The 12467-nt window shown below is 44.7% G+C and carries 12 protein-coding genes; 3 read left to right on the top strand and 9 right to left on the bottom strand.

Going from position 1 to position 12467, the window contains the following annotated elements:
• Positions 1 to 125: 125 nt before the first annotated feature.
• Complete coding sequence (locus tag JC525_RS12355; protein ID WP_198816108.1) at positions 126 to 533, bottom strand: hypothetical protein; 408 nt, start codon at positions 531 to 533, stop codon at positions 126 to 128.
• Between the two features lie 162 nt (positions 534 to 695).
• Between JC525_RS12355 and JC525_RS12350 the strand changes: the two genes are divergently transcribed.
• The gene (locus JC525_RS12350) at positions 696 to 1013 is read left to right on the top strand and encodes a hypothetical protein (RefSeq protein WP_198816107.1); all 318 of its coding nucleotides are present in this window, start codon (positions 696 to 698) and stop codon (positions 1011 to 1013) included.
• 354 nt (positions 1014 to 1367) lie between these two features.
• On the opposite strand, the gene JC525_RS12345 is transcribed toward JC525_RS12350, so the two are convergent.
• Positions 1368 to 2240 carry an EamA family transporter gene (locus tag JC525_RS12345; RefSeq protein ID WP_198816106.1) on the bottom strand — a complete coding sequence of 291 codons (873 nt, stop codon included), beginning with the start codon at positions 2238 to 2240 and terminating at the stop codon, positions 1368 to 1370.
• 432 nt (positions 2241 to 2672) lie between these two features.
• On the opposite strand from JC525_RS12345, the gene JC525_RS12340 reads away from it, so the two are divergent.
• Positions 2673 to 3521 carry a hypothetical protein gene (locus tag JC525_RS12340; RefSeq protein ID WP_198816105.1) on the top strand — a complete coding sequence of 283 codons (849 nt, stop codon included), beginning with the start codon at positions 2673 to 2675 and terminating at the stop codon, positions 3519 to 3521.
• 2 nt (positions 3522 to 3523) lie between these two features.
• Here JC525_RS12340 and JC525_RS12335 read toward each other — a convergent pair whose 3' ends face one another.
• The 3 genes from JC525_RS12335 to JC525_RS12325 form a co-directional block, all read right to left on the bottom strand.
• Positions 3524 to 4567 (bottom strand): methionine synthase, encoded by a 1044-nt coding sequence (locus JC525_RS12335; RefSeq protein WP_198816104.1) that lies wholly within the window; start codon positions 4565 to 4567, stop codon positions 3524 to 3526.
• Between the two features lie 139 nt (positions 4568 to 4706).
• Positions 4707 to 5684, bottom strand: coding sequence for a DUF1852 domain-containing protein (locus JC525_RS12330; RefSeq protein WP_198816113.1), 978 nt, complete (start codon positions 5682 to 5684; stop codon positions 4707 to 4709).
• A gap of 282 nt (positions 5685 to 5966) precedes the next feature.
• Positions 5967 to 6230 (bottom strand): DUF7218 family protein, encoded by a 264-nt coding sequence (locus JC525_RS12325; protein WP_012519143.1) that lies wholly within the window; start codon positions 6228 to 6230, stop codon positions 5967 to 5969.
• A 375-nt stretch (positions 6231 to 6605) separates the two neighbouring features.
• On the opposite strand from JC525_RS12325, the gene JC525_RS12320 reads away from it, so the two are divergent.
• Entirely contained in the window at positions 6606 to 7787 is a 1182-nt protein-coding gene (locus tag JC525_RS12320) for a pyridoxal phosphate-dependent aminotransferase (RefSeq protein ID WP_198816103.1), read from the top strand.
• A 226-nt stretch (positions 7788 to 8013) separates the two neighbouring features.
• On the opposite strand, the gene JC525_RS12315 is transcribed toward JC525_RS12320, so the two are convergent.
• The 4 genes from JC525_RS12315 to trhP all read right to left on the bottom strand — a co-directional run bounded on the left by JC525_RS12315 (position 8014) and on the right by trhP (position 12405).
• Positions 8014 to 9189, bottom strand: coding sequence for a saccharopine dehydrogenase family protein (locus JC525_RS12315; RefSeq protein ID WP_198816102.1), 1176 nt, complete (start codon positions 9187 to 9189; stop codon positions 8014 to 8016).
• Between the two features lie 135 nt (positions 9190 to 9324).
• The gene (locus JC525_RS12310; RefSeq protein WP_198816101.1) at positions 9325 to 10542 is read right to left on the bottom strand and encodes an aminotransferase class I/II-fold pyridoxal phosphate-dependent enzyme; all 1218 of its coding nucleotides are present in this window, start codon (positions 10540 to 10542) and stop codon (positions 9325 to 9327) included.
• 117 nt (positions 10543 to 10659) lie between these two features.
• Positions 10660 to 10905, bottom strand: a complete 246-nt coding sequence (locus tag JC525_RS12305) for a YfhL family 4Fe-4S dicluster ferredoxin (RefSeq protein WP_198816100.1) — start codon at positions 10903 to 10905, stop codon at positions 10660 to 10662.
• A 3-nt stretch (positions 10906 to 10908) separates the two neighbouring features.
• The gene (gene trhP / locus JC525_RS12300) at positions 10909 to 12405 is read right to left on the bottom strand and encodes a prephenate-dependent tRNA uridine(34) hydroxylase TrhP (RefSeq protein WP_198816099.1); all 1497 of its coding nucleotides are present in this window, start codon (positions 12403 to 12405) and stop codon (positions 10909 to 10911) included.
• Positions 12406 to 12467 lie beyond the last annotated feature (62 nt).

Raw genomic sequence — 12467 nt, 5'->3', positions numbered from 1 at the left:
TAAACGTTATTCTGGGCTTTCAGAAGCGATAAAACGAATCACTGCCAAAGAACAGGACCTCGCGCTAGAAGACGATTAGAAATAAGTACTCTGACCCCCTAAAGTTTTATGGGCAGAGTACTTTTCTATCTTACAGGGGTAAAAAGGCACAGGCCGTGTTTGTTGATATCTATGGGTGTTTTGCTTATTAAATAGATGCGGGTAGGTGACGTGACGCGAAGGATCCCGCCTTCTGCTTTTAAAAACTGAGAAGGAAGAATCACTGACTTGTCGTCAGAGTCACTGCTGGTTGTTTCAGTTTTCACCGCAAAGTAAGATAATCCGCCGTGATCGAGCCAGCCTAATATGTTATCTGGCGTCGCCACAAAATTATCGTGTCTCAATACGCTACTGTGCAGCGTAATGTTGGCCCCAAAAACCGGCTTGGTTTCTATCGCCATTTGGGTATTGGGTTTCAGGTGCAGCCGATATAGACCATGAGGTTCTGGTACAATCTCATCGTTTGCATCTGTACTGTTCACTAACGTAAGCATACTAAGTTTCGCATGGTAGTTCTGATGGTTTTATTGTGGTGGACTTATGGCTAGGCTGCATTGACGTGGATCAAGTAGATTCAAAAGCCGTGGCGGGCCGGCATAAATCGACCAAGCCTGTCTTAAAAAGTAGAAATAATTCAGTAATTATTGAGAGACGTAGTGACAGATACCCTAACTAGCGTGCACTTTCGCTTAACAAAGTTGGATGCCATGCAAGCATATACACTAAAACGTGAAATTGAAGGCGCGTACTTCATTAAGCGCGATGGATCTGATGTGTTTGTAGGTATGGTGCCTTTAAAAGAAACGCTGTTCGACGAGCTAAACGATTATGTTATTCGTCAGCAAATTCAATACGATGCATGCGATATACTTGTAGAGGCGAAAAACACAACAGGGGAAGTAGCGGTACCAAGGGTGGTAAACAAACTGCTCAAATATATCGACTGTAAGCTAACTTACACTTGCTCTGCCTAGCATCACACTTTCTAATCTTAATGCTTCAGTACAAATCGCCAGGCAATTTGGCGTCATGCTCGGCATAATCAATACCAATGCGAGGTGAGCTTATAATATTTTCATTGCAAACTGGCGAGGCGTTACTTTCAATCCAAACGGATTAAAACGACTTCTTAAGCTCACTATGGGATTTTAAAACCTTGCTGCCGTTACCCTATTCCCATTCAACTTCTGTGTTTACAGCGTAGTGTTTCATCTCATTATTCCCTATGTTCTTGAAAGTTAGAGCCAGACACTGCTTAAACGATACGGGTAAGCGCTAAGTTCATAAATCAGAGAAAAAGCGGTGAAAAGCACGGCATACTTTAAGAGCTAAGATAGGGTTTCGACCTGTTTTTGCCTCTGAGTAATAGAGCTGCCAGCAGTAGCAATAACCACTAAAGCCACTGCAAACCATTGAGAAAGAGTAAGGGTTTCATCAATAATGATGAATGCTGCTATCGCCGCTACGGCAGGCTCTACGCTCATCATGATACTGAACGTTTGCTTGGGCATATTGCGCATAGCACTCATTTCCAATGTATAGGGGATAGCAGACGAAAATATGCCTACAGCGCAGCCTATAAGAATAACGTCGATGTTTAGTAAAGCACTTCCTTGGCTTATTACGCCGATGGGTACAACACACATAGCGGCTACCAGCATACCTAAGGTAACCGTAATACCGCCTGACCCTTCGTTGCCTGTTTTATTGCCAAATACAATGTAGCCAGCCCAGAAAGCGCCCGCAGTAAGCGCAAAGATAACACCGAGTGGGTCCAAGCTTTCTGCCGAAGCCCCGCCAATATCAGGAAGTAATAAGCAAACGCCAGCTACGGCCAACAGTGCCCAAGCGAAATCACGCTTCTTTCTGGCGCTAAAAAACGCAACAGCTAGCGGCCCTGTGAACTCAAGCGCCACGCCTATACCAAGAGGAATACGTGCAATCGCAAGATAGAAAATGATATTCATTGCTCCTAAGCAAGCGCCGTAAAAAAAGACATTACGCCACCCTTTTGAGCTTAAGCATGCACGCCAGGGCCTAAAAATAACCGTCAAAATCAATGCTGCGAAAAAAGCACGTAAAGCACTGGTACCTTCTGGCCCAACAACAGGAAAAAGTTGTTTAGCAAACGATGCACCGGATTGGATGGTTACCATTGCCAAAAGCACGGCAACGATGGCAAGTAAAAAACGTTGATTCACAATGTATTGCAACTTGAATAAGACAAAATCAAAGTATATTTCTTCTCAAAACGAAAAGCTTGTTGATAAGGGAAAGTATTGAAAATTAATATTTATTAACAGTATATTCAGAATGAGGGTTTACGTTATTTTACGCAAGAAAGTTCGCAGAGCAGCAGTGAGTACAAAAGAACGTTCACAATAGACGTTGAGCACAATGTTAACGGTAACCAAATCGATGTTTACATTGCGGTCGGGTAACGCCTTGTAGCGTTCTACGTTAATTGAGAACGCAGGAGCACGTATAAACTAGTGTGTATCGCTACCATCACCTATACTGAAGTGTGAGCGTAACGCCGCCCATCATTTTTCAAAATATTCTGTTCACCGTATCCACCCATAACGAGGTGTATAATTGTAGTCGGTTGATGTTGCCTAGGTTAAGGAAAACGCTTGTATACACTTACCCAATTACATATCGACATTGCGCGCAACGCCACAGATGATTTTAACTTGTTTCACGACCCTATGCGGTGGCAGCGAGTATCAGACAATCCATTTCAAGGAACCATTGCGCTTGGGTTTCAACTTGGTCTTTTTGTAGAAACCCAAATTCAACAAAGCGCATCTAGCATTGAGCCACGGCGCTATTCAGTTTATGAGTTTACCTTTGTAAACCCCGCAAAAGAGGGGGATGAGCTGAGTTTAGTGGTCAAGACACCCAGGGTTTCAAATACAGAGTTGGGGAAACAAGAATCACAACGCTTGGTTTTGAAAGCGTCGGGTAGGCCTAGCTTGATGGGCTTTTATCGACAGTCAGATTTTATGTCAGTGAAAAGCTCCTTGGTTAAATACAAAAAAGAAGACATTGTTCAACTGGCCGACCGAACGCTATTCGATGGAGATGTGTTTCTAAAACGCAAATGGATGATCGTCGGCAATGCTAAAAATTACCTGTTGAGCGCCTTCGCTGATCAATCACGATATATAGATGAGTTCGCGGATAAAGTGCGCTTTCCACAATTTTATCCGCTTTCTTTGATGTCTTCGGCCATGCTAGAAAGGGCTCAGGCCCTAAATTACGATTTAATTCAGAACCCAATGATCTACTTATCGCAAAATCTGTGCATCGACAACGAACAGCTAGATAAACTCAAAAGCAACGACTGTTTAAACATGCTAGTTGCGCCTATTGAATCTGACTCTGGCCATCTTACCTGCACTGGGTGGGTAAGTAACGATTCACCGCTTTTTTGCGCCGAAGTAAAGCTTATGCCTTTATCCGACATACTTAGCCAATGAGCCTAGATGGCACTTAGCTTTTGCGCTAATTCTTGCCTTACTATTTCAGCACCAGCGCTAAGCGCTTCTAGCTTACCTCGTGCGACAGAACGGGGTAGTGGCGCCATACCACAGTTGGTACACGGGTAAAGTTTATCGGCATCCACGTATTTAAGGGCTTCACGTAATGTAGCGGCGACTTCTTCTGGCGTTTCTATTGTGTTGGTGGCTACATCAATAGCGCCAACCATCACCTTTTTGCCCTTGAGCAATGAAATAAGTTCAATAGGCACGTGGGAGTTATGGCATTCTAACGACACCATATCGATATTCGACTTTGCAAGTTTTGGGAAGCTTTCTTCGTATTGACGCCACTCAGCGCCCAGCGTCTTTTTCCAATCTGTATTGGCCTTAATGCCATATCCATAGCAAATATGAACTGCGGTTTCACATTTTAGCCCTTCAATGGCGCGCTCAAGGGCGGCTATACCCCATTCATTTACTTCATCGAAAAACACGTTAAACGAAGGTTCGTCGAACTGGATTATATCTACACCCACAGCCTCTAGCTCTTTCGCCTCTTGGTTTAGAATTTTTGCAAATTCCCACGCGAGCTTTTCGCGACTTTTATAGTGATCGTCATACAAGGTATCAACCATAGTCATAGGGCCAGGTAGCGCCCACTTAATTGGCTGGTCGGTTTGGCTTATAAGAAACTTAGCATGTTCTACAAATACCGATTTTGGCCGTGTGACCGCTTGTGTTACAACCGGTACGCTAGCATCATAGCGGTTTCTAATTCTTACCGTTTTTCGGTTCTCAAAATCAACACCGTCAAGATGCTCTATAAAGGTGGTTACAAAGTGTTGACGGGTTTGCTCACCGTCACAAACAATATCAATGCCCGACGTAGTTTGCTCTTGTAGCGTAACGCGTAAAGCGTCTTTTTTGCCTTCTTCAAGTGCTTCACCCTCTAACTTCCACGGCGACCATAGGGTCTCTGGCTGTGCGAGCCATGAAGGCTTTGGAAGACTGCCTGATATAGATGTTGGTAGTAGCTTTTTCATGTGATTTATTTTCTTTTAGTCGACAATTTGTATTAGTGCATATGGGGCGAACCGTGCCGCCCCATCAAAATTTGATGGTTCAAACTGAACGCGTTGAACACTGCAATTCGCAAGTTGCGAATTGCCAGTGTCAGAGAATTTATCTGGCGTAACTTGCCGTAAATTGCTCCAGCTTGTGCTGATAGGGCTTTAAAAAGTTCTCTTCAACAAATTTACCCTGTTCTACGGCTAACTGAGAACGTTCTTCGCGGTCGTAGACGATGCGCGTTAGCGAGTGATCGCTGTTTTTTAAGTTAGGCTTATAGTAAAGGCCTGCTTGCGCATTCGCGTTGTAAATCTCAGGGCGATAGATTTTCTGAAATGTTTCCATAGTGGCGATAGTGCTAATAAGCTCTAAGTTTGTGTAATCGTTTAACAAGTCACCAAAGAAATAAAATGCAAAAGGAGCTGCACTGTTAGGCGGCATAAAGTAACGCACGTTTAAGCCCATTTTTTTAAAGTACTGTTCCGTTAGCGACGACTCGTTAGGCTGGTATTCAAACCCCAATACAGGGTGGTGGTTTTCGGTTCTACGGTAGGTTTTGTTGTCTGAAACGCTTAAGCAAATAACTGGCAGCTTAGAAAAGTGTGCTTTATACGCGTCAGAATTCACAAAGTATTTAAATAGCTTACCGTGTAGGTCGCCGAAATCGTTAGGCACACTGAACGAAGACTGGCCGCGGTTGTGATTAGACAGGCGTACGCTGAAGTCATAGTCACGAACATAAGATGAAAAGTTGTTACCCACAATACCTTGTGTGCGCTTGCCGGTCTCGGTGTCGATAATGTTGGTTTGCAAGATTTCGATAGTAGGAAAGGTGTTGCCATTACCTTCTACATCAATATCTACAGATATAATTTCCAGTTCAACAGAATATCTATCGCCACTTAAATTATCCCAGCTAGCCAATGCATTGAAGCGATTATTAATCATGCTTAGGGCGTCCCGTAGGTTCTCCTTACGGCGCTCTCCGCGGGCTAGGTTTGCAAAGTTAGTGGTAATACGCGTGTTATCTGAAGGGCGATAATCTTCATTAAACTTAACGCTGTTAATGGTAAATGAAAAATCAGTGTTCACGTTTTTGTTCATGAGAATGCGATTCTATTCCTAAAGTTAAACTGAGTATCGTCAATGCTGTAAAAGCAATGAGTACGTTATACGTTGTTTTATTTATGAATAAAAATGACTTAATTTCATTTTTACATGAACGTTTTTCATGAGTTTATCGAAACGATAGGGCATTTTCCTAGGCTCAGCATTTTAAACAATAATGCACCCCGCAGGTGTTACTATTCGGTCAGCTGTAAAGTAGCTAGATTTCTGCGTGCGGCCTTCGCTGGAAATGTTGTGCTAAGCGCACTAATGATTTCGCAGTGCATCGATTAACTCGTCTTTGCTCATCGTAGAGCGACCTTCGATACCTACTTCTTTGGCTTTTTGATACAGCTCATCTTTGGTGCGTTCTTCGTATTTATTGGCTTTACCACCATCTTTAGACGGCGTTTGCTGACTATTTGCCTGTGCATTAGCGATACGTGCAGACTTTTCTTTACTGTAGCCCTCGTCACGAAGTGCCTCATACGTGTCATCGTTCTTAATTTGATTACCGTGATCCTTAGCCATGTTTAACTCCTGTTGTACAAAGTAAGTGAATAAAGCATGTGTTGTAGTGGTTCTTACTCGGTACTTGAGCAAATGGTTTGTTTACGTTTAGTTATCCAATAATGAGTATTAGAGATATCACCAAATGAGAGTAGCTTGAGGCGGCAGCTGGGACTGTAAAAAATGTCATTCATCGCAAACAGTAAACTGGTTCAGAAAGCACTGCACCGTAATGTAACGGCTTAACACGTTAAAACTTCTTGTGTTGTCAATTTTAGTGCGTTTCATGCACGTAAAAAGTGCATTCATCTCAACAGTTTAGGCTTTTTTCGCTATTGCACACTTAAAATTAAGCCCTTAGTCTAAAGAGAATATTGATGGAAGGCAGAGCGAAATATGAATAAAAACGTACAACAAACTTCGGTGAATTCTTCACGTCGTAATTGGTTAAAATCAGTGGGCTTAGGAGCAGGTGCGGTAGCGCTAACGACGAGTGTCGACAGTATTATGGGCGACCTACGAGCGGCCGGTATGCCAACCGAACACTTTCCATCTGCCACCCCTAATGTAAATGACGGTCTTGTTCGTTTATCGTCGAATGAAAATGCGTTTGGCCCGTCTAAAAAAGCGGCAAAAGCCATGCAAAGTGAGCTTTTGAATCTTGCTCGCTATACCGACGCTACGGTTGAAGTATTAGCGCAAAAAATTGCAGAGCAAGAGGGTGTCTCTGCCGAACAAATCGTTATTACAAACGGCTCTTCACCTATATTATTTGGTTATGCCGACTGGATCACGAAAAACGGTAATAAGCTGGTAACGTCTATGGCCACTTACGAAGGTGTACCGCGAGGCGCTGAATTTATGGGCGCCGATGTTACTTACGTACCCCTTGCTGCCGATATGACTTTCGACCTAGATGCAATTGAAGCAGCGGTAACTGAAGATACCACTGCTGTTTATGTATGCAATCCAAACAACCCAACGGGCAGCATGGTAGATGCAGCCAAACTTACCGCTTTTGCAAAACGCGTGTCGAAAAAAGCACAGGTATTTATTGATGAAGCCTACATTGAAATGTCTGATGCTTACCCGGCTAATGTGCAGTCGAAGCTAGTCGCAGAGGGGCACAACGTGGTCGTTTGCCGTACCTTCTCGAAAATTCACGCTATGGCAGGCCAGCGCTTAGGTTACGCCATTATGCCGTCTGAGCAAGCTAAAACCATGGGCGGTATGTTGCGAATGGGCGGTGTGAACTACTTGGCACTAGTGGCAGGTATGGCAAGTATGGACGACCATGCAAACCTAAATACCATGCGTTCACGGATTAAAACTGAGCGTGACAAATTAGTAAACGTAGCTAAAGAATTGAAGCAGCCTTATGCGCCGAACCCACAAGGCAATTTCATTTACATGGATACGGGCATGCCGCACGATAAATTCGCGGAAAAAATGAAAGCCCAAGGCATAAAGGTTGTAGGGCGCACATGGCCCGGTTATGACTCGTGGTCGCGCATCAGCGTAGGCACGCCCGCAGAAACAGATGCTTGCGTTAAAGCATTAAAAGCAGTACTTGCTTAAAAAAAATAATAACACCTAGCGCAGAAAAAAGGCTGAGCACAAATTGTGTTCAGCCTTTTTATAAAATCTCCAAAGCGTTAACCAACGCAGCTTTTCGAATTATAGCATCGCGCTTATCACACGAATAAAGCGCTATCTCTAGCGGTTATGCAGCAGCCCAGGTTTTAATCAAAAGCTTATCCACGCTTAAACTGGCCGCCGCTGCTTTTAATTTCGTTCTTAAACCTCATTTCTCGATAGCAAAGGTTAAGCCCGCTTTTTCCTCCAAGCGGCTAATTAGCTTATCGCCAAAGGCTGCCGCTGGTGTAAAAAAGCCGCCTTGCAGGTTAACGTCTTTACACAAGCAAAGGGCCGATTCTGAAATCATTTTGCTGGTAGAGCCATAGCCTGGGTCTTTATCGCCTTTTACCGATACCGCAAGCATATCACCATTTTTTGCAGTCCCCACAAACATTACATCGTAAAAACCGTTTTCACGCTCTTCTTTGCTTGGGCCTTCACCAGGTTTAGGGCCATCATCGCTGGCAAGCGACTTATCTTTTGCCACGTGATTCGCCATGGCTTCGCCTTTCTCGCCAGGCCCCGTCATCATCATTTCATCGTACTGGAAGTTTTTACCGTAAGCATAACCCGCAAGGTAATTTGAGCGGTGTACGTTTTTAGTATTAATGGCCGCCATGATAAATGGCGCTACCCATGTACCTAATTGTTCATCGAAATAAGGCTTGTTGCCGTCTGGCTGTGGCTGATTTGAAACGCCGTCGGTTAACGAATGCGGGTTAACAAGCGCCGCCATTACCGACTTATCTTTGTGCGCTGCCGCCATGGTTGCTTTTAAGCTGGCAGCCGTGCCACCAGAAAAAGTCCCCTGCATTTTGCGAACGCGACCTTTAACGTATTCAATCACCTCGCCAGTTTGCTTTTTCGCGTGTTCTTGTAGGTAGTGAACACCTAAGTCAAACGGCACAGAATCGAAGCCGCAAGAGAACACAATGTTTGCGCCGTTTTCTTTGGCTTTCGCTTCATACTTCTTGATCATTTGGTGCATCCACGCTGGCTCACCGCATAAGTCTGTATAGCCTGTGCCGTTGTCTACACACGCAGAGAGTAATTTTTCGCCATAAATTTGATACGGGCCTACAGTGGTAAGTACCACCGCTGTGCGCTTGGTCATGGCATCAAGTGCTTCAGCGTCGTCACCGTCTGCTACAATGCTGGCAACGCTATCGCTAATGCCTAGTTCTTGTTTTACATCATTCAGTTTAGCTTCGTTACGACCTGCCACTGCCCATTTCACACTGCTGTCGCTACCATACTGAGCTTGAAAGTACTCCACCACTAACTTGCCTGTAAAACCTGTAGCACCAAAAATAACTACATCATATTCGCGTTCGTTACTCATTGTTTTATCCTGTTTTATTTCGCTTCGGCATGTCTCGCCAATCTATTATCCCAATATACGCACTAGTGCCGATATCTATCATTTTTTTAGGTAATATTTGTCTATTCACGAAATTAAACGATGGGCATAAAGCCATTAGCCTAATGATTGAACGAACTTTGCCAGCCGCGACAGGCCTTCATTCAAACGTTCAATGCTGGTAGCGAAAGACAGCCTTACGTACTGATCTGCATTGTGTTCGCCAAAATCGTTACCCGGCGTAAGCGCCACATGATATTGCGAGAGCAGGGCATCACAAAATTCAATAGCATTCAGCCCGGTGTGTTTAATATTGATGTAAGCGTAAAACGCGCCGTCGGGCTGGGCATCTAAACGAAGCCCCATAGTTTCAAGTGCATCAAAAACAAGAGTTGCACGCTCTATCAGCGTATTGCGGTTTTGCTCGCACTGCGCCAACGCTTCAGGGGTAAAGCACGCAAGTGCGGCTTTTTGAGAAAGGGTAGAGGGGCAGATAAACAAATTCTGCGCGAGCTTTTCAATGATGGGTGTCATTGCTTCAGGCACTACACACCAGCCAAGACGCCAGCCCGTCATGCCAAAGTACTTAGAGAAACTGTTAATGACTACCACGGTATCTTGCAAGTCTGCGCTGGCAAGTATGGTTTGAAGTTTAGTGTCGGTGTTGTGGGTTGCTTGGGAAGCTGTAGAATCAACATCGGCAGAAAGTGAGAGATCTAAGTAAATTTCGTCAACAATTAAGAAACCGCCTTTGGCTTTGCAGTATTGGCCAATGGTAATTAGCTCGTCTGCATCAATCGCCGTGCCTGTTGGATTGGCTGGCGTGGCTATAAGCACGCCTTTAGTGTTGTGTTTCCAATTATCAGCAACACTTTCGGTAGTTAGTTGAAAGCTATCCTCACTGCGTGTTGGTACTAGCGTTACCTCTGCGCCAAATGCGTTTAAAAAGCGTCGATTACACGGGTAAGACGGGTCGCCCAATATCACGTTGTCGCCCGGCTCAACCAATGCTGCGCTTGCCAAAAGTAACGCACCAGACGCGCCGGCGGTCACTACCACGCGAGAAGGGCTTACCTTTATGCCGTGTTTAGTTTCGTAAAAGCGGGCAATGGCTTCTCGGAGTTCAGGCATACCTAGCGCAGACGTATAAGGAAAATCTGGAGTATTCAAGCTTTCTTTCATTGCCGCGAGTACGGGCGCGGGTGCGCCAAAGTCAGGCTCGCCCAAATTAAGGCGGATTACGTCTTTATCTTGCTGTTCTAATACGGTGGCCTTTTCGCCATAGGCCATGGCAAGAAAAGGAGAAATAGCGGTAGCGCGAGAGGCAAACTTCAAAATAAAACCCTTCTTAGTAGTGCTAGTTCATACAGTACCGTAATTAGGGATCACTCTCGATTATGATTCAAGGGAATTCTTTGAAAAGTATGTTTAACCTGTTGGCTTACTTCTTTACTAAGAATTTAAACGTATGAATTTTTCAGCTAACTCATCTAACGTCTCTTCATTGTTTGGGTCTGGTTTAACAACATCAATAGGGCACACTGCTACGCAGGTAGGGGCATCGTAGTGCCCCACGCATTCGGTACAACGATTAGCATCTATTTCGTACACGTTATTTCCCATGCTAATTGCCGAATTAGGGCACTCAGGCTCGCACATATCGCAGTTAATGCAGCTATCAAGAATACGTAGTGCCATGAATTATGCCTCGCTCACGCTCTGGTTTTTTACGACACTCCCCGTTTTTCGAAACGGGTTACGGGTATCAACGCCTTCATCTAGGTTTCGCAGCAGTAGGGCAAAATCTAGATCCACATCGCAAGGTAGAGGTATTCTAACCTGGTGCCCAGAACCTTTGGCATCGCTGATACACAGGTTTTTCTTATCTAGCATTTCATTCAGCGCAAAGGTAATGTTTCCGCTTGGTGTCATCAATTCTAGCGAGTCCCCCACACAGAATTTGTTTTTAACATCTATAATCGCAAAACCAGTTTCGTCGCAGCGGCCTAGCACTTCACCAACAAATTGCTGTTTATCGCTGACAGAATGCCCGTATTCGTAGTTCTGATACGTTTGGTGCGCGTGACGACGCAGGAAACCCTCCGTGTAACCTCGATGAGCCAAAGTTTCCAAGCTCCCCATTAACGAGTTGTCGAAGGGCTTACCCGCTACTGCGTCGTCAATGGCTTTGCGATAAACTTGCGCTGTTCGAGCGCAGTAGTAGTGTGATTTTGTGCGGCCCTCTATTTTCAAGCTATGCACGCCCATTTTGGCTAGGCGGTCGACATGCTGCACGGCACGCAAGTCTTTCGAGTTCATAATATAAGTGCCATGTTCGTCTTCAAAGGCAGGCATCAATTCGCCGGGCTTTTCTTTTTCTTCTAACATAAACACATGAGTATTTGGCACGCCTTCACCAAGGGTGGGTATGACCGTTTGAGGTGTCGAAACTGCTCTATCAACTTCGGTGGCTGAAACGATATCACCGGTTTCGTTTTCGCTTCCCGGCTTAACATCATAAGACCAGCGACAAGCATTGGTACAAGTGCCTTGGTTAGGATCCCGCTTATTCATGTAGCCTGACAACAAACAGCGCCCGGAATACGCCATGCAAAGCGCGCCATGAACAAATACTTCTAACTCCATGTCAGGCACTTGCTCGCGGATTGTTTCAATTTCTTCAAGAGAAAGCTCTCGTGACAAAATAACGCGCTCAATGCCTTGCTTTTGCCAGAATCTAACCGTGGCATAGTTCACGGCATTAGCCTGAACACTCAAATGAATTGGCATGTGGGGGAATGCATCGCGAACCATCATAATAAGCCCAGGGTCTGACATGATTAGCGCATCAGGTTTCATAGCAATGACCGGCTCAATATCATTAAGGTAGGTACCGAGCTTACTGTTGTGGGGCGCGATATTGCTTACCACATAGAACTTCTTCCCTAGAGCATGCGCTTCTTCTATACCTATCGCTAAGTTTTCGAGGCTAAATTCGTTATTTCTTACGCGCAGCGAGTAGCGGGGTTGACCAGCATAAACAGCGTCTGCTCCATAGGAAAAAGCGTAGCGCATATTGCGCAAGCTACCTGCCGGAGCTAGTAATTCTGGTGCGTTAAACGTTTGGTCGGAAAGTTTTAAAGCTGAATCTTCGCATTGAATTGAAGAACTGCTACAAGAAGAAGTATTTGAACTCATATATAAAAACCGCTACTAGACGCTTTTAACAAAGCGGCGGATTCTATAAGTACCCAATGAAG

This window comes from Alteromonas sp. IB21, from assembly GCF_016405965.1.
Lineage (GTDB): Bacteria > Pseudomonadota > Gammaproteobacteria > Enterobacterales > Alteromonadaceae > Alteromonas.
The sequence above is the reverse complement of the archived record's forward strand: the minus strand, read 5'-3'. Positions and strand labels throughout refer to the sequence as shown.